Source organism: Moraxella osloensis, assembly GCF_001553955.1.
In the GTDB taxonomy this organism is placed as follows: Bacteria; Pseudomonadota; Gammaproteobacteria; order Pseudomonadales; family Moraxellaceae; genus Faucicola; species Faucicola osloensis.
The window spans coordinates 42,837-59,103 of sequence record NZ_CP014234.1 but is presented as its reverse complement, the minus strand read 5'-3'; the positions used below and the strand labels follow the sequence as shown (position 1 = coordinate 59,103).

Genomic DNA, 16,267 nt, shown 5'->3' with positions numbered 1-16,267 from the left:
TTGCAAAAAGGTCAAAAATAACACTTCAACCCCTTTTTGGCTCAACTTATTCGACTTTGGTAACTTCTTCAGCTTGAAGACCTTTTTGACCTTCCACCACGATGAATTCAACTTTTTGACCATCTTGAAGTGAACGATAGCCGTCACCTTGAATCGCGCGGAAATGAACAAAAATATCTTCACCGCTGTTACGCTGAATAAATCCAAAACCTTTTGAATCATTAAACCATTTTACAATGCCTTGTTCACGAACTGACATATTATAACTTCCTTTAACACTATTAATGGTAGGTTTTTAAAGTAGTTTTTTAACCAAGGCTAGTTAAGCCTAGGTAAGTTTAGCTACTCGCTACCCACGCCTGCTAAATAATATACTAGTTAAGCTTTTGTAATAGTTTGTTAAAACATTTCTCTACAATGTCGCTTACATAGTAAATTGTTCTTATAGCAATCATAGCATGGGTTTTTTACAAAAAAAAGTAATTTCGTAAGAATTGGTTATTTTTTTAAATAGCGATTTTTTAGCCTTATTTAACGGTTTACAATAATAAAACTGCAAGGTTGGCTACTAAAATTGCCAATTATTTTAGCGTCGGTTTGCACACATTGTATAGGCTTATCTTTATCATTTATCTCATCGGCGCCAATGAGTTGATTGATGACTTCCTCGCCCAATTCATCTAGCACATCATGTTTTAATTCTTTGATTAATTGCTTATCGGCATCTTGGTGAGTTTTGATAGAACATTCTTTAAGTCGCCATAGCAAGTTTCGTAAAACTGCTTGATTGACTGCAGGCTTTTCATTTAACCATTCACATTCATGGGGTGAAAAAAAGCGCGTAACAACCTGATGACTAATTGCGCTGTCTTCGACATCAATGCCGATATTTGTATAGGGCGAAATCAATACTGCGGCATGTTGGCGGCTATGGCTAAAACTGACATACCAAGTGTAACCGTCAGCTGTTATAAAATGATAAGGAAAGTTTGCCTCCATTAACTCGCCTGTCAAATTAAGTGCTTGCTGTAGCTTTTTTAGCAATTGACGACAAGACATTGACCCTGTTTTATGGGTTAATAGGGTAGCCTGTTCACCCAAATTATGATGAATATCAATAGCCACCCAGCTATGGTGTTCGATTCGATAAAACTGCATCGGTTAGAATAGTGCCTTATGGTATAAGCAAATTTAACAATAGCTTAAAGTATCAAAGTATTTTTTTATACCAAGGTTGATTGGCTTGCTTCTTTTGTGCTTCTGCAATCGCTTTACGTTTTTTTTGATACAGTACATTATTACTGATGAGATTAATAGTGCGAGTGTCTTGCGCGATGACTTCCCCTAAGACGTTTTCAACCCTTGCGGTAATGGTATAAGGGTTAGGATCGAGCGTGGTAGTTGCGATAGTATAGCTAGTGTCTTTTATGGTTGCTAAGGTTTGGTTATTGAGTTGATAGACGATTCTATCCCCTGTTTTTAAACTCGTTGTCAAGGCAACATTAATCTCAATTGGTTGACTACCCCGTCGCAGCGTTTGCCCGGCTTCAGGCGATACAATTTTTATGACATAATCCCCTTGCTGGCTTGCTGAGATGGATTGGGTCGATAAGCGACCAGTTAAGCTATCACCTAAGCTATCAGGCAGGCGACTGTCAGCAGCCGTACTCGCTGCGTTATTAACTTGATTGTTCAAGTTATTAGATGTCGTTGTTGATTGATTGGTCGTCGATGATACTTGTGATTGGGTGGATAATTTATCTAATACGCTGATATTCTTGCTGTTTTTATTGTATTGATAAGCGGTATTGATATTATCGGTATATACCACTTGCCCCTCTGAGGTTGTCGTCTTATATACTTGAGCATGACTTAACTGTGACAGCAATAACATTAAAGCCATGAGTGCAAAGCTATAGCGCAAACTACTATTATTATCGGTACTATATTTTGTCAAAATCATATAAGCCTTCCCCTCAAAACCCATTATTGGGCATATTTTAGCAAGCTTGATAATCAATCCCTAAATAATTTTGCCTATTAGCCTAAAAATTTCCTATAAAAAAACCCAACCTATATAAGCTGGGTTTTTTGAAAAGCGAACTTATTAGCAGCTGTAGTACATATCAAATTCGATTGGATGAACTGATACGTTGTAACGCTCTACTTCTTCTTTTTTCAAGGCAATGTAAGCGTCAAGCATTTCTTTGGTAAATACGCCACCTTTGGTTAAGAATTCATGGTCGTCTTCTAACGCTTTAAGCGCAACTTCCAAGTTCTCCGCCACCGTTGGGATCAATGCTTCTTCTTCTGGTGGCAGGTCGTATAAGTTTTTGTCCGCGGCTTCACCTGGATGGATTTTGTTTTGGATACCATCAAGCGCTGCCATCAACAATGCGGCAAAGCAAAGGTAAGGGTTAGCTGCTGGGTCTGGGAAGCGTGCTTCGATACGCTTGCCTTTCGGGCTTGCCACGTATGGAATACGAATTGACGCTGAGCGGTTACGCGCTGAATAAGCCAGTTTAATAGGCGCTTCGTAATGCGGTACTAGGCGTTTGTAGCTGTTGGTTGATGGGTTAGTGATGGCATTTAATGCACGAGCATGCTTGATGATACCACCGATTGCAAAAAGCGCCGTTTCTGATAACCCTGCGTATTCATCACCGGCAAAGGTGTTTTTGCCATCTTTTTGGATTGACAAGTGAACGTGCATACCTGAACCATTATCACCAACCATCGGTTTTGGCATAAAGGTCGCGGTCTTACCATATTCGTGTGCAACGTTGTGTACCGCATATTTGAACTGTTGTACTTCGTCCGCTTTACGAACTAGGGTATTAAATGATACACCGATTTCTAGCTGGCAAGAGGCAACTTCATGGTGATGGACTTCAACACGACCTTCACCCATAATCGCTTCTACCGCGGCACACATATCAGCGCGCATATCTTGTGAGCTATCAACGGGTGGTACTGGGAAGTAACCGCCTTTGACGCGTGGACGGTGCGCATAGTTACCGCCTTCCATTTCTTTATCGGTTGACCAAGCGGCTTCATCAGCTGAGATGGTGTGACGGGCGCCTGACATGTCGATTGACCATTTTACATCATCAAATACGAAGAATTCTGGCTCTGGACCAAAGAATGCGGTATCACCAATACCCGTTGATTTTAGGTATTCTTCAGCACGTCGCGCGATTGAGCGTGGGTCACGGTCATAACCTTGCATGGTTGATGGCTCGATAACATCACAGGTCACAACAACTGTCGTTTCACGAAAGAAAGGATCGACAAATGCGGTATCAGCATCTGGCATCAAAATCATATCTGACGCTTCAATGCCTTTCCAACCAGCGATTGATGAACCATCAAACATTTTACCTTCTTCAAAAATGTCTTCGTCCATGCTGTCAGCTGGATAGCTTACATGTTGCTCTTTACCTTTAGTATCGGTAAAACGAAAATCTACCCACTTTGCTTCGCTAGATTTGATTAAATCTAAAAATTTATTCGACATTGCTCGTTTCCTTTTACGCAAAAAATGATTAAAAAAACGTTACGCCACTTTATACTCTTTTTGGTGCTGTGACAAGATATAAACAAAGTGGTGCTTGTTGAAATTAAACTTTCAAGTTATGTGCCAACTTTTGTGCTATCATGCTAAAGATTAAATTTTTATATCAAATTCAATGAGTTATTTGAGGGTTGATTTACTGATGAAGTTGACTGATATGACTATCTGCCTAGATAACATTCAAATCGCCATGCGACTGCAAGAATTGCACCATTTTAATTAGAATTTTATCAATATTCACTTTTATGGTGCATAAAATATAGGCTTAACTATTTTAGTGAAAATCATTCACATTGCTCCCTGCGACTCGGCTTTACTTATTCGGTTTCAGTGACTTGTATAATGGTTGTGATAAAATAATTAACTAAAATAACAGTGAAGTTTTTTCATCGGCTAACCATCGTCCAATAATTACATGATAGGGTTTCTGGATTGCTACTTTTTATTGATAATTACGACAGTTTTACCTACAACTTGGTGCAGTATTTTGAGCAATTGGGACAACCTGTTGAAGTCTGGCGCAATGATGCTTGCAGCAGTGAAGACATTATTCGTTTACATCCCGATTATTTGGTCATTGGGCCTGGGCCTTGTACGCCCAGCGATGCAGGTAATACGTTGAGTTTTATCAAAGACTGTGCCGGCATTATTCCTATATTAGGCGTTTGCTTGGGTCATCAAGCCATTGGGCAAGCATTTGGCGCCCATATCATTCGTTGCCCAACGATTATGCATGGGCGGGTGTCGCAAGTTTTTCATCACCACCAAGGGATTTTTGCTGGACTTCCCTCACCTTTTAAAGCCACTCGCTATCATTCTTTAGCGATTGCCACAGACAGTTTGCCTGATTGTCTGGAGATTACCGCATGGTGTGATGATATTCATCCACATAATTTGCTGCCATCCCCCACTGTGATGGGCATTAGGCATCAAACATTGCCGATTGAAGGGGTGCAGTTTCATCCAGAATCTATCTTGAGTGAGCATGGGTATGCGATTTTGAAAAATTTTTTAGCTAACTATCAAAACTATGAAAACTATGAAAACTATCAAAACGCTAACCCTTAGACTGGGGTAATTGATTTTTGCAGGTTAAAGCTTGGCTTTAATGCTTGGCTTTAAAGTTTGGCTTTAAAGTTTGGCTTTGTTATAGTATACTAGTACAATGATATATCAAGTCTAAGCCATAAAACTCATACGAGACTGACATGACCCATACTGTAACGCCTTATCTTGGTGACATTACCACGGCGATAGAAAACAACCAACCGTTAACGCCAGAGCAAACCCAACTACTACTTACCACTGCGCTGGATCGCGCCATCAATACCATTGACCTAACCTATGCAGAAATGCGCGGCGTCATGCTAGCCATCATGCAAGGTCAATGCCCCGATGCCATGATGGGCGCGCTGCTCACCGCGCTGCGAATGAAAGGTGAAAGCATCGAAGAAATCACCGCCGCCGCCCAAGTGATGCGGGAGCTGGCGATTAAAGTGGATTTGTCGGATGTACCCCATGTCGTCGATATTGTGGGTACGGGGGGCGATGGCGCAAATTTGTTTAATGTATCTACCGCCGCTACCATGGTTGCAGCGGTTGCTGGCTGCCATGTCGCCAAGCATGGTAATGGCGGCGTTTCCGGCAAATCGGGCAGTTCCGATTTGCTGCAGCAAGCAGGTATCAATTTGGCGTTAAATACCGAGCAGATTACCCAGTCGATTAAAACCCATGGTATTGGTTTTTTGTTTGCGCCCAATCACCATGTGGCAATGAAACATGCGATGCCCATTCGCCGCACCCTAAAAACGCGCACGGTGTTTAATATTTTGGGGCCTTTGACCAACCCTGCAGGCGTCAAAAATGCCATGATTGGGGTATTTAATCCTTCGCTGTGCGAACCGCTTGCCAATGTGTTTAAAAACCTTGGCGCGGAGCATGTGCTAGTCGTCGGCTCAGTGGATAACCTTGATGAAATCTCACTGGCGACTTATACCCACGTAGCTGAACTTAAAAACGGCAAAGTCAGCGTGTATGATATTGAACCTGAAGATGTTGGTATCGAATCGCAAACGCTTAAAGGCTTAATCATTGACAGTCCAAGCCAAAGCCTAGCCCTCATCCGCGAAGCACTCGCTAACAATCCCAATAAAACCCCCATCGCCAAAAAAGCAGCAGATATGATTGCCTTAAACGCCGGTGCGACCATCTATGTGGCAGGTAAAGCAGATACCATAAAACAAGGCGTAGCCATGGCACAAGATATCATCAGTAGTGGCAAAGCCTTGCAAAAAATGGCAGCATTAGCAAGCTTTACTCAGCAATTCACCTCTCATTAAATTTTTGGAAAAACCATGCCTCATCAAGCAGTCCCCTCGGTATTACAAAAAATTATCGACACCAAACGTCAAGAACTGGTCAGAGCCAAACAACAACAATCTTGGCACGACCTTGAGCAAATTGCCGCAACGAACCGCGATGACATCCGTGATTTTGCCGGCAGTTTGCGCAAAGCGGGTATCCGTGTCATTGCAGAAGTCAAAAAAGCCTCACCATCCAAAGGCATCATTGCCCCTAATTTCGATGCTGTCGCCACCGCAGTCGGCTATGAACAAGCGGGTGCCGCTTGTTTATCGGTATTGACGGATACCGACTATTTCCAAGGCTCGGATGCGTATTTATTGCAAGTGCGCCAAGCGGTAAGCCTACCTGTGCTACGCAAAGATTTCATGATTGAGCCGTATCACATTTTGCAATCACGTGCGCTTGGGGCAGATTGTATTTTGCTGATTATGGCGTGTTTATCAGATGCCCAAGTCGCTGAACTGCACGAATTGGCGTTAAAACTTGGCATGAGTGTACTCATTGAGTGCCATGACGAGATAGAAGTGGAACGCGCGTTACGCTTGCCCGCCCATCGTCAAAACGTGTATGGCGTTAACAATCGCAACCTACATAACTTTGATGTGAGTTTGGACACTACCCTACGGCTAAAAACACTGTTTCCACAAGATAGCTTATTGGTGACAGAAAGCGGGATTCATTCGGCAGAGGATGTAAAATTGATGCTGGGCAATGACATCCATGCGTTTTTGATTGGTGAGCAGTTTATGAAAACAGGCGATGCCGGCGCGGCATTAGCAAAGTTATTGGCACAATCGCAACAAAATGCGTAAAATAGCCAAGTTAAATAATTGATGTTAGGGCGTTTCATCGATAAACGCCCTATTTTTTATAGCGATTGATAGAGTTATTGTATGGCAAATTTATTTTCTAAAGAAATGCAAGACCAGTTAAAGCAGCTTAAAACCGAACTGGGTAAAGGTCGCAGCCAAACCAAAGAGGCCGATGAAAACGGCAAACCGACTGAAACCGTGGGCTTATTGAGCAAGCAACAAGTCGCCAAACAAGTTAAAAAATATAATAGCGAACATCTTGATGATGATAAATTGCTATTTGTGCAAGCCATGTCAGGCGTGCAGCCAATCAAAGATAAAAACTTGGCGGATAAAAACAACGCTGGCAATAAGCTTGATGCGACGACGCTAGCCAAACGCGCGGCGGCAGTCGGTGGTGACGATGATAGCGGGCATGTATTGTCTGATATGCAAGCGCTGCTCAACCCCGTCTCTGGCGATGCTTATTTAAGTTATAAAACCGCAACGCTACAAAACAAAGTGTTTAATGAGCTCAAACAAGGCAAGATTCGCTGGTATGATGCCGTAGATTTACACGGTGCCACCATTGAAGAGTCGCGTGAAGCCATGAGTCAGTTGATTTTGCAGGCTCAAAAAAACAATGAAAATTGCGTGAAAATCATTCATGGTAAAGGCATTGATAGTATCTTAAAAACCTGCGTGAATGGTTGGTTGCGTCAGATTCCTGAAGTGCTTGCTTTTTGCTCAGCCCCTGCGGCGCAAGGTGGCAATGGTGCAGTGTTGGTGTTACTCAAAAAACGTGAAAAAGCCAATCGCGACCAATAACCATTGTACGGCTATTTTGACTATAGGTTAAATTTTATAAAATCATGCATAAAACAAACGATGCATGATTTTTTTAACAGGATTTTTTAATTGTTAATAGTTTATTCTTAGATTTTGTTTATAATAGGCTATTTTTTTTCATGGATTAAATGCTCTGCATTAATCTACTCTCAACTGGCTAAAAACAGCGCCCATTTGTCTTTTGACAGCTGACTGTTTTTAACACCACTGGGTATAGGAGAAAGGTAGCTTTGAACAATACCCCCACTGCGACTAATTCGCCCGCTAAATTGCAACGTCATTTAGCCCTTTGGCACATTATCATTATTGGTTTGGCGTATATTCAGCCCATGACCGTATTTGATACCTTTGGCTTGGTTTCTGAAGCCAGTCATCAGCACGTTCCAACATCTTATATTATTGCATTGATTGCTATTTTGCTTACCTCGCTAAGTTACGGTAGCATGATTCGTCGTTATCCTTCAGCAGGTTCGGCATATACCTATGCGCAAAAATCGATTCATCCCAATGTCGGGTTTATGGTGGGTTGGTCTTCTTGGTTGGATTATTTATTGTCACCTTTGGTGAATATTATCCTAGCGGTGATTTATCTTGAAGCGCTGTTCCCTGATGTCAACAAATGGATTTGGGTATTTATTCTGACGGGATTTATGACCTGGATTAATGTGCATGGCTCCAAAGTCGTGGCTTATTTTAATAGTTGGATTGTGTTTATTCAGCTATTGATTATCGGTGTATTTACGTGGTTGGTGTATAGCAAATTGATGGCGGGCACCAATGCGGATGGCACTATCAATGATGCAGCTTACCAATTATGGAGCTTAAAGCCGTTTTGGAGTGATATGGCCAACATGACGGCACTTATCAGTGGTGCAACGATTTTATGTTTCTCTTTCACAGGCTTTGACTCACTCAGCTCATTGGCAGAAGAAACCAAAGATGTGCAAAAAACCCTCCCAAAAGCAATTTTCTTGACCGCCTTGATTGCAGGTATTGTGTTTATCATTAGCACTTACTTTATGCAGATTTACTTCCCACAAACCCCTGACAAATATTTCCCAGATGTGGCTGCTACCCAGCCAGATATTTTAATGTTGGTGGGTGGTTCTGCGTTTCAAGCCGCTGTATTGGGCTTTGCAATTGTCACGGTGATGGCGTCAGGTATTTCTGCGCATGCCGGTGTCTCTCGTTTGATGTATGTAATGGGGCGTGATGGGGTCATTAATAAACGTATTTTTGGTCATATTCATCCAAAATACTTGACCCCAACCTACAATATCTATATCGCGGGTATGATTGCGTTAACCGCGGGTTTTATTGAGTTTGATGTCATCGCGCATTTGATTAGTTTTGGGGCGTTGACGGCGTTTAGTTTTGTTAATTTATCTGTGATTGCAACCTACATCATCCGTGAAAAACGCTACCACAGCGCGTATGATTTATTTATGTATTTGATTGTGCCGCTCTTAGGCTTTATCAGTGTGGCGCTGATGTGGAAAGAAAGTGATCCTATCGCCATCAAAATGGGCTTAGGCTGGGCAGTAATCGGTATCATCTACTTGGCATTTAAAACCGGTGGTTTTAAGCGTCACCCACCGATGCACAACGAACATGAATAATGGTTAAGGTGGTGAAAAGGTCAGATACGATTCTGACCTTTTTTATGTCTGTGGCTTTTGGGTGCCCATACCTTGGCTTTTAATAGACTGACTGACAATCAGCGTGTTGATATCACGGCACCTGTGGATACAGATTGGTTAACGATGTGTGCGCAGTTTGGCTTTCCATTGCCTTAATAGTTAGCGATTTCATTATTTGGCAACATCCTTTACGCAACCAAGTAATCACTCACTTTGCTACCGATGGTCGCAAATGTTGCACCAATGCCCGCCCCCACCAACACATCGGTGGGATAATGTAACCCCAATACCAAGCGCGATAATGCCACCAGCATCGTAAATGGTAGCAATACCCATAACATCATCGGCACTTGATGCCCTATCATGGTGGTAAACAATACCGCTTGCAGTGTATGCCCCGATGGAAAACTAAATACATCTAAAGGCCGTTCGCCTAAAGTAATGGTCTGGTGTACTTGGTAAGGGCGTGGACGTACTGTATGCACTTTTAAATACTTATACAGCAAGTAACCACAAAAACTGCTGAGTAACACCGCACACACTTTCATAGCAACGATACTAGCGACCAGTCCTTGCGATAGTAACGCTACTAACATCACTACCGTCGATACTGCCCAAAACCAACCATCGCCTAAGCGGCTGATGGTTTTGAAGAACTGGGCAAAAAACTTCAATTGTGACAGCAAATTTACCCGTAAACATAAGCGGGTGTCCCATTGCAGCACGCGCTTTTGCAAATGATGTAGTTTAGGTTTACTGTGCAAAAACTGATAATAATTGCGCATTAAATTGGGTAAGTTTTCGACAGGGCTAGCAGAGGTACAGGTGAATTCTGAATTGGCAAGTGACAGATTGGGATTTTTTATGGGTTGATTCATGGCGCCATCCTTTTTTTTGCCTAGTTGAACATCACGTTTTGGAAAAAAACGCAGCAGATTCAGCGGGTCTTTGGGTTGGGTGACTATTTTGGGTTGAGTGGCTATTTTGGGGAGAATGACTATATCGTGGGTGGTTTTTTGCCACGACAGTCGGGTGAACTGACTCAGGTGTGGGGGCGATTGTCGAATCCGCTAGCGGATGTTGAGTTATTGATTGAGAAGACAAAATAGTTGGTGTCACTGGGCTAGCTGTTAGGGTATTGGTCTGGATTGATAGCACTTCATAAAACATGGTCAACATTTCTTGGGCAGGTTTTTGCCAAGAAAAAGCGGCCACCTTGTGCCTTGCAGCTAGGCGCATCTGATCAAGCTGTTGTTGTTTGGGCAATTCACTAATCATCTCTACAAAGCGTTGTTCTTGCCCAAGCGGTACGGTTTTACCACAACTATCATCCACCAACAGCGCCGCAGCCGCATCATGATAGGCAAAAATTGGCAAACCCGATGCCATCGCTTCGGTGACGACATTACCGAACGTTTCCACTTGGCTTGCAAAAACAAACGCGTCGGCACTGGCATAATAACTTGCCAGCGCCTCGCCTGTTTTAAAGCCTGCAAAAATAATGCTGGTATCATTGGCATGCCGTTTAACCAGCGCTTCTTTGTATGGTCCATCACCGACAATCACTAATTTGACATGACGATGCAGCTGCTGTAATTGTAGCGCTTTGAAGCTTTTAATGACGGTATCCATACCTTTTTCAGGGGAAACACGGCTCACACACATTAACACTGTGGTACCCTCGCCCACGCCCCAACTTTGCCGTAATGCTTGACTACGTTTGCTCGGTGCATAGCGCGCTGTATCGACGCCACGACCGACTTGGTACAAATGCTTGAAACCAAATTCAGCCAGCTGGTGTTGGGTGGTCTGGCTTGGAATACACGTGGCATTGCACTGGTTGTGAAAACGCTTCATATACGCAAGCAGAGGCACTGAGACAACTTTCCAGCCAAAATATCGGCTAAAATCATGAAACGCGGTGTGATAACCTGAAGAGACTTTAATTCTTTGCTGTTTGCTAGCAATCAACGCCGCAAGTCCCAAAGGACCTTCCGTCACGATATGAACGATATCAGGACGAAGCTTGCGCAGCTGCTTGGTTAAAAATCGGTAACACGGTAGCCCCATGCGCAGATGCGGGTAATAAGGAATGGGCAAACTTGGCACTTGCAAATCAGTGGTAACAGCTGCAGTGTTAAGCCCTGTCGTTAGGGTATGTTGTTCGGCTTCATCGCTTTGTTTGGGGCGAATCAAAGTGATGCGATGACCCATCGATTTGAGTTCGCGCATGATTTGATAAACGCTTGAGGCTACCCCATTGATATCAGGCAACCAAGTTTCAGTCACCAAAGCGATATGCAATGATGGTCTATTGTCATAAAAAGGCGTACCTGCAACTTGAGTGGAGGGGCTCTCGTGATTGGCTGACGTCGTCTTATTGTCAGACGAAGCCTGGTACAAATTAGTGTTTACAGTGTTGTCACTCATAGTATGTTATCAACCATTACAACCGACTGCTTTATTTGACTCCAAAAGCCGTTTCGGTAAATTAAATCAATCCTTTGTATGGGTTAAGCTTATAAGCCGCCATTGACAACCTCATGTCAATTTGATAACAGTTTGATGACAATTGCATCGCAGCTATTACAAGTATCGCAACTATCGCAGCTATTACAAGTATCGCAAATAGGGGTCGATTTTGCTAAAATAGCGGGCAGATTGCAGTTTTATAGATTAATGCCTTATAGATGGTTAAATGACTGATTTGATAACTACATCGAATAATATCGCTATGCCCAATACTTCGACGCTCGATACACCGATTGTGATGCTGATGACACACGCGCCTAGTCATCCGCTTACCAAACGAGCGCTTGAATGCGCCCAATCGCTATGTGCAAACGATAGTAAAACAACCGTTGAGCAAAACTCGTTAACTACTACCGATTTTAAAATTTTCTTATATAGTGATGCGGTGATGCTTGCCAACCGATTAATTTGGCTGCCAGAGGATATCGAAAATATGGCAAAAAATTGGCAACACTTTGCTATGAGTCATGATATAACCATTCAAGTGTGTGTGAGTGCCGCTTTGGCTCGCGGGGTGACAGATGCTGACAATGCAACTAGACATCAGCTACAAGGTGACAATTTGGCAGATGGCTTTGAATTAGTCGGTTTGGGTGAATTAGCCATGCATCTGCACAGGGCAAAAACGGTTTATCAGTTTTAATTGGGATGGGTTTAGCGATAGCGGTTTACTATGAAAATTGTCATTAATATTTACGCTGACACGTTTTTGCTTTGTTATGAAGCCTTATCAATGGCGTTTGCGCTGGCGGCGTTTGACCACCAAATTCAGCTGACTATCGGTGATGGCATGCTAAACTTACTACTTGATGCGCCCACGGGCAAGCTTGCCCATATGCTAGCATCCCTTGATATGTATGATATGCCGCCGGCTTGGCTGGCACTAGCGGATTTTGATAGATTCAAAGCATGGCAAGCAAACCAATCAGCAGACTTTGATTGGTGTGCTCAAATCACCCTACAGCCCACCACAGCGCCTAATTTTGATACCACTTTTGACTTATAAATACTATGACCCAACTTCCCGAACTTGACCAAGCCGCCCTTGACCAAGCCGCCCTTGACCAAGACGGTCATTTGATAGCTCATCAAACCTGGACACCAGATATCGCGCAACAATTGGCGAACACGCTGGATGTCACGTTAACCCCTGAGCACTATCAAATCATAGACGCGGTACGTCAATATTATGATTTATACAGCCATCCACCGACGACCCGTCCTTTAATCAAGTTTTTATCCAAGCAATTGCCCTCATTGGCAATTGATAACACCAAACTGCAAGCCATGTTTAACACGGGTCTCGTCGCGCGTCATGTCAACCGCATTGCAGGGTTGCCAAAACCTGCAAATTGCTTATAAATTTTGAGATTATTTTGGGTCATAAGGGACGAGATTGTCATAACCGATACTGTGACCAGTATCACCGCCAAACCCCTGCTGACGCCAAACTTCAAATAATGTAATTGCCACGCTGTTAGATAAATTCAAACTGCGAGAGGTCGGCAACATAGGCAAACGTAGCCAGTTGTCTTGCCCAATTGCCGCGCGAATTGGCTCGGGTAATCCGGCTGTCTCTGACCCAAATACCAAAGCGATATTTGCCACTTGCGTAAAATCTTCATCATATAAAGGTTTGCTAAGCTTGGTGGTCAAAGCAACAATTCTTTGTACCCCACTTTGGCTTAGACTGTCCTGTGCATCCTGCCAATTGGCATGTACTTTGACATTTGCCCACTCATGATAATCGAGCCCTGCTCGGCGTAATTTTTTATCTTCTAACTCAAACCCTAGTGGCTCAACCAAATGTAGCGTTGCGCCCGTATTGGCGCATAACCGAATAGTATTGCCTGTGTTGCTTGGCATCTTGGGTTCAACTAATACCACATGAATCATGTCGACATCCTTAACCAAATTAAAATAAAACAGATTGAAATAAAAAAGCGCTAAATGCGAAGATTAATTTACAAAAAAACTATACTTATTGCGTAAATTTAAGTTTTTTTTACAACTTGATAGTTTTGGTTACATTAACGCTATAGCGACGTTAGACTAACCTGCATTACCATGGCTCTACCAAGCATGTTTTACTTTATTTTAACTTCTATGAACCAATCTTCTATGAATCAATAAAGTCGCATGATTTAACCTGGTAGTTAAAAACTGTTAAAAAATAATGGATATATCTGAGGAAATTTAAAATGAAAAAATTAATCGCTGCATCAATCGTTGTTATGTTTGCTGTCACAGGTTGTAATACAATCAAAGGTTTTGGTAATGACGTATCAAAAACAGGTGGCGCAGTAACCAATACCGCACAAAAAACTGAAAACAAAATCTACCGCACAAAAAACTGAAAACAAAATCTAATCGTAGATTCTCTGTTTAAGTAAAAAAACCCATCTCGCTGATGGGTTTTTTATTGCCTATTTTATTGGCTATCGGTTATAACCCTAGTAGGTTATAAAACTAGCCGTTTTTTGGCAAATTTTCAGGTAAATAACAACGTAGATAAGCAATCACCGCTGTAATCGCTTCTTGGCGATAGGTATCGGTAATTTCTTTTTCTGAGCGATAAGCTAAAATAAAAATACCATTGATGATACCGTATGCGACTAACAATTGCTGATGAATGGTTTCTAAAGCCGGCATTTTATAATGCTCAGACAACTTATCATACACCATTTGGGCGAGGCTTTTTTCGATTTCACTACCAAAGGCATTGCCCTCAAAATCTGGGGTATTGGTCTCATAAATCAAACGGGCAACCGTTAAATCAGATTGAATAATATCAACGCCTGTCTCAATGACTGCGGTGATATAAGCCTGCCAGCGACTAAATTGTTTGGCATCGACTTTTTCAAGCTTGTTAAAAATTTCTATTGCATTTAAAAAACGCAATGCCAAAAAAATCGCTTCAACGTTTGGGAAGAAGTGATATGCCGAGGCTCTGGGAATGTCCGCTCGTTCACACACATCAGCCAAACTAATCTCACTGACAGGTCGGGTCGCGCTCAACTCTTTGGCAGCGGCTAATAATTTTTGGCGACGCAAACGACCTTGCTGGCTAGTGAACTTGAATTTGTTAGGGACTAAGCGGCGAGCGAGCTCAGAGTCCACCAACACATCCTCAATTTTTTCATCATAAGCGCTTGACATATTTCCTCTCTATCGACTGATTATGAATAAAGTTTAATTTGTGCCCGCACCAATCCATGATCGGTTGGGCGTTGTTCTACAATAAATTTGAGATGATCGTTAAAATAATCAACTTGTAATACTTCGCCGATGTTAAATTTACTATCAGCTAAAAACTGTTCAGATACCAAAATCTGGTCAAGCACTTCTGGCATACCTTGGTGGATATGGGTGTAGGCTACATCTTTGAGCCAGTGCATACGGCTTTGTACCGTAGAGGCATCATACAGCACGATATCGCGCATCGACTTATCATAAAATACTTCGCCCGATTCGCTTAAAAGCTGACAAGTGACACTTTGCATCACATCATTCATATCCCCTAACAAAATCAGCGGATGGTTGTTGTGCGACAGCTTTTCGATGACCACTTGGCGAATGCCTGCCGCTTCCGCCGCCCGCATACAAAGACTGCGCAGCTTGGCGCGGACTCGAATTAGCGGATCATTGCGATCTTCTAACGGCTCGCCTTGCGCGTTTTCTAAAAACTCAGGGCGTTTACTTTTTAGATGCGCCACAATCACGGTGACCAGCATGCCATTTGGCAATCTGATGTCGGCAATCAGCGGAGGGCGATTAAATTGTTGATAAAGCCCAACATCAGGAACGTCCAACAACGCAATCGCCGGCATCTGCGTGAGCAATTGGGTGTTAATAATCTCAAAACGCGATACCAAGCCTACGCTCGGGGTGCCAACTGCGCCTCGTCCTTGGGTTAATGGACTGTCTGCTTGATTACTGGCTAACGGCACAGTGACGTGATAGTCATTGAGACCGGCTGCATGACATAAGTCAATGAGTGCTTGCTCATCCCAAATTTCTTGGCAACCAATGATATCAGCTTGCAATTGCCGAAAAATGGGGGCAAGTGCATTAATCTTTTGTTGATATTGCTTTGGCGTATACCCATCTTGGTTTCGATAAAAAACCCGATTGGGCAGTGCAAAGTTGAGTAGATTTGCCGTAGCGATAACAAATTGATTGTCCACTGTCATATCCTTAATGTTTAGTTACCAGTTATCCCTGCTTTGCGCCAACCTTGTCCAAAAAAATTTCGTAACTTTTATCTATCATCGCAACTGTCATTAGCATTATCAATGCCAACACAGTGTCGAATTTTGCAGCATTATACATTTTTTTAGTCGATTTCCACACTAAAAATCACTTTTTTTAGCCAAAATTTGCTGATATTTTTAAGCATTGTTTAAAAATTGGGTACATAAAGTGCTTTTTTTACTTAATGCATTTAATTGCTAACGAAAATCACTCTCGTGTCGAGTCTTTAAAAAAATTTTTCATACAGTTAACTATTTGTTTTT

At 42.5% G+C, this 16,267-nt stretch carries 18 protein-coding genes; 9 read left to right on the top strand and 9 right to left on the bottom strand.

Going from position 1 to position 16,267, the window contains the following annotated elements; translation table 11 throughout:
- Positions 1 to 46: 46 nt before the first annotated feature.
- The 4 genes from AXE82_RS00255 to glnA all read right to left on the bottom strand — a co-directional run bounded on the left by AXE82_RS00255 (position 47) and on the right by glnA (position 3,517).
- A complete protein-coding gene (locus AXE82_RS00255; RefSeq protein ID WP_007116878.1) occupies positions 47 to 259 on the bottom strand; it encodes a cold shock domain-containing protein in 213 nt (70 codons plus the stop codon).
- A gap of 272 nt (positions 260 to 531) precedes the next feature.
- Positions 532 to 1,158, bottom strand: coding sequence for a 4'-phosphopantetheinyl transferase family protein (locus tag AXE82_RS00250; RefSeq protein WP_062330137.1), 627 nt, complete (start codon positions 1,156 to 1,158; stop codon positions 532 to 534).
- Between the two features lie 52 nt (positions 1,159 to 1,210).
- Positions 1,211 to 1,963 carry a DUF4124 domain-containing protein gene (locus AXE82_RS00245; RefSeq protein WP_062330135.1) on the bottom strand — a complete coding sequence of 251 codons (753 nt, stop codon included), beginning with the start codon at positions 1,961 to 1,963 and terminating at the stop codon, positions 1,211 to 1,213.
- 144 nt (positions 1,964 to 2,107) lie between these two features.
- Entirely contained in the window at positions 2,108 to 3,517 is a 1,410-nt protein-coding gene (gene glnA / locus AXE82_RS00240) for a type I glutamate--ammonia ligase (RefSeq protein WP_062330134.1), read from the bottom strand.
- A 489-nt stretch (positions 3,518 to 4,006) separates the two neighbouring features.
- On the opposite strand from glnA, the gene AXE82_RS00235 reads away from it, so the two are divergent.
- From AXE82_RS00235 to AXE82_RS00215, 5 genes are all read left to right on the top strand, one after another.
- A complete protein-coding gene (locus AXE82_RS00235) occupies positions 4,007 to 4,642 on the top strand; it encodes an anthranilate synthase component II (RefSeq protein ID WP_062330132.1) in 636 nt (211 codons plus the stop codon).
- Between the two features lie 140 nt (positions 4,643 to 4,782).
- On the top strand, positions 4,783 to 5,913 hold the full coding sequence (gene trpD, locus AXE82_RS00230) for an anthranilate phosphoribosyltransferase (protein ID WP_062330130.1): 1,131 nt from the start codon (positions 4,783 to 4,785) through the stop codon (positions 5,911 to 5,913).
- A 15-nt stretch (positions 5,914 to 5,928) separates the two neighbouring features.
- Positions 5,929 to 6,750, top strand: coding sequence for an indole-3-glycerol phosphate synthase TrpC (gene trpC, locus AXE82_RS00225; protein WP_062330128.1), 822 nt, complete (start codon positions 5,929 to 5,931; stop codon positions 6,748 to 6,750).
- An 81-nt stretch (positions 6,751 to 6,831) separates the two neighbouring features.
- A complete protein-coding gene (locus tag AXE82_RS00220) occupies positions 6,832 to 7,557 on the top strand; it encodes a Smr/MutS family protein (protein WP_062330127.1) in 726 nt (241 codons plus the stop codon).
- Positions 7,558 to 7,808: 251 nt separating this feature from the next.
- Entirely contained in the window at positions 7,809 to 9,197 is a 1,389-nt protein-coding gene (locus AXE82_RS00215; RefSeq protein WP_062330124.1) for an APC family permease, read from the top strand.
- Positions 9,198 to 9,406: 209 nt separating this feature from the next.
- Here the strand turns inward: AXE82_RS00215 and AXE82_RS00210 are convergent, their stop codons facing one another.
- Together AXE82_RS00210 and AXE82_RS00205 are read right to left on the bottom strand one after the other, a co-directional pair.
- Positions 9,407 to 10,003: a phosphatase PAP2 family protein gene (locus AXE82_RS00210; RefSeq protein WP_062334628.1), complete on the bottom strand. Its 597-nt coding sequence runs from the start codon at positions 10,001 to 10,003 to the stop codon at positions 9,407 to 9,409.
- Between the two features lie 124 nt (positions 10,004 to 10,127).
- Positions 10,128 to 11,648: a glycosyltransferase family 4 protein gene (locus tag AXE82_RS00205; RefSeq protein ID WP_197931424.1), complete on the bottom strand. Its 1,521-nt coding sequence runs from the start codon at positions 11,646 to 11,648 to the stop codon at positions 10,128 to 10,130.
- Positions 11,649 to 11,916: 268 nt separating this feature from the next.
- On the opposite strand from AXE82_RS00205, the gene tusD reads away from it, so the two are divergent.
- The 3 genes from tusD to AXE82_RS00190 are packed head-to-tail and all read left to right on the top strand — an operon-like array spanning position 11,917 to position 13,112.
- Positions 11,917 to 12,393: a sulfurtransferase complex subunit TusD gene (gene tusD / locus AXE82_RS00200; protein ID WP_062330123.1), complete on the top strand. Its 477-nt coding sequence runs from the start codon at positions 11,917 to 11,919 to the stop codon at positions 12,391 to 12,393.
- 30 nt (positions 12,394 to 12,423) lie between these two features.
- Complete coding sequence (locus tag AXE82_RS00195) at positions 12,424 to 12,756, top strand: hypothetical protein (RefSeq protein WP_062330121.1); 333 nt, start codon at positions 12,424 to 12,426, stop codon at positions 12,754 to 12,756.
- Between the two features lie 5 nt (positions 12,757 to 12,761).
- Complete coding sequence (locus AXE82_RS00190; protein ID WP_007116893.1) at positions 12,762 to 13,112, top strand: TusE/DsrC/DsvC family sulfur relay protein; 351 nt, start codon at positions 12,762 to 12,764, stop codon at positions 13,110 to 13,112.
- 9 nt (positions 13,113 to 13,121) lie between these two features.
- Here the strand turns inward: AXE82_RS00190 and AXE82_RS00185 are convergent, their stop codons facing one another.
- Positions 13,122 to 13,646 (bottom strand): tRNA (cytidine(34)-2'-O)-methyltransferase, encoded by a 525-nt coding sequence (locus tag AXE82_RS00185; RefSeq protein WP_062330119.1) that lies wholly within the window; start codon positions 13,644 to 13,646, stop codon positions 13,122 to 13,124.
- A gap of 305 nt (positions 13,647 to 13,951) precedes the next feature.
- Here AXE82_RS00185 and AXE82_RS00180 point away from each other — a divergent pair, with 305 nt between their 5' ends.
- The gene (locus AXE82_RS00180) at positions 13,952 to 14,107 is read left to right on the top strand and encodes an entericidin A/B family lipoprotein (RefSeq protein ID WP_062330118.1); all 156 of its coding nucleotides are present in this window, start codon (positions 13,952 to 13,954) and stop codon (positions 14,105 to 14,107) included.
- 112 nt (positions 14,108 to 14,219) lie between these two features.
- Here the strand turns inward: AXE82_RS00180 and AXE82_RS00175 are convergent, their stop codons facing one another.
- Together AXE82_RS00175 and AXE82_RS00170 are read right to left on the bottom strand one after the other, a co-directional pair.
- Positions 14,220 to 14,909, bottom strand: a complete 690-nt coding sequence (locus tag AXE82_RS00175; RefSeq protein ID WP_062330116.1) for a TetR/AcrR family transcriptional regulator — start codon at positions 14,907 to 14,909, stop codon at positions 14,220 to 14,222.
- A 20-nt stretch (positions 14,910 to 14,929) separates the two neighbouring features.
- Entirely contained in the window at positions 14,930 to 15,937 is a 1,008-nt protein-coding gene (locus tag AXE82_RS00170) for an endonuclease/exonuclease/phosphatase family protein (RefSeq protein ID WP_406946747.1), read from the bottom strand.
- Positions 15,938 to 16,267: the final 330 nt, after the last annotated feature.

Excerpts from the sequence above, each read along its gene's own strand:
- AXE82_RS00245 (WP_062330135.1), bottom strand. The coding sequence starts at position 1,963 with ATGATTTTGACAAAATATAGTACCGATAATAATAGTAGTTTGCGCTAT.
- AXE82_RS00195 (WP_062330121.1), top strand. The coding sequence starts at position 12,424 with ATGAAAATTGTCATTAATATTTACGCTGACACGTTTTTGCTTTGTTAT.
- AXE82_RS00190 (WP_007116893.1), top strand. The coding sequence starts at position 12,762 with ATGACCCAACTTCCCGAACTTGACCAAGCCGCCCTTGACCAAGCCGCC.
- AXE82_RS00210 (WP_062334628.1), bottom strand. The coding sequence starts at position 10,003 with ATGCGCAATTATTATCAGTTTTTGCACAGTAAACCTAAACTACATCAT.
- tusD (WP_062330123.1), top strand. The coding sequence starts at position 11,917 with ATGACTGATTTGATAACTACATCGAATAATATCGCTATGCCCAATACT.
- AXE82_RS00205 (WP_197931424.1), bottom strand. The coding sequence starts at position 11,648 with ATGAGTGACAACACTGTAAACACTAATTTGTACCAGGCTTCGTCTGAC.
- trpD (WP_062330130.1), top strand. The coding sequence starts at position 4,783 with ATGACCCATACTGTAACGCCTTATCTTGGTGACATTACCACGGCGATA.
- AXE82_RS00220 (WP_062330127.1), top strand. The coding sequence starts at position 6,832 with ATGGCAAATTTATTTTCTAAAGAAATGCAAGACCAGTTAAAGCAGCTT.
- trpC (WP_062330128.1), top strand. The coding sequence starts at position 5,929 with ATGCCTCATCAAGCAGTCCCCTCGGTATTACAAAAAATTATCGACACC.
- glnA (WP_062330134.1), bottom strand. The coding sequence starts at position 3,517 with ATGTCGAATAAATTTTTAGATTTAATCAAATCTAGCGAAGCAAAGTGG.
- AXE82_RS00255 (WP_007116878.1), bottom strand. The coding sequence starts at position 259 with ATGTCAGTTCGTGAACAAGGCATTGTAAAATGGTTTAATGATTCAAAA.
- AXE82_RS00250 (WP_062330137.1), bottom strand. The coding sequence starts at position 1,158 with ATGCAGTTTTATCGAATCGAACACCATAGCTGGGTGGCTATTGATATT.
- AXE82_RS00180 (WP_062330118.1), top strand. The coding sequence starts at position 13,952 with ATGAAAAAATTAATCGCTGCATCAATCGTTGTTATGTTTGCTGTCACA.
- AXE82_RS00175 (WP_062330116.1), bottom strand. The coding sequence starts at position 14,909 with ATGTCAAGCGCTTATGATGAAAAAATTGAGGATGTGTTGGTGGACTCT.
- AXE82_RS00185 (WP_062330119.1), bottom strand. The coding sequence starts at position 13,646 with ATGATTCATGTGGTATTAGTTGAACCCAAGATGCCAAGCAACACAGGC.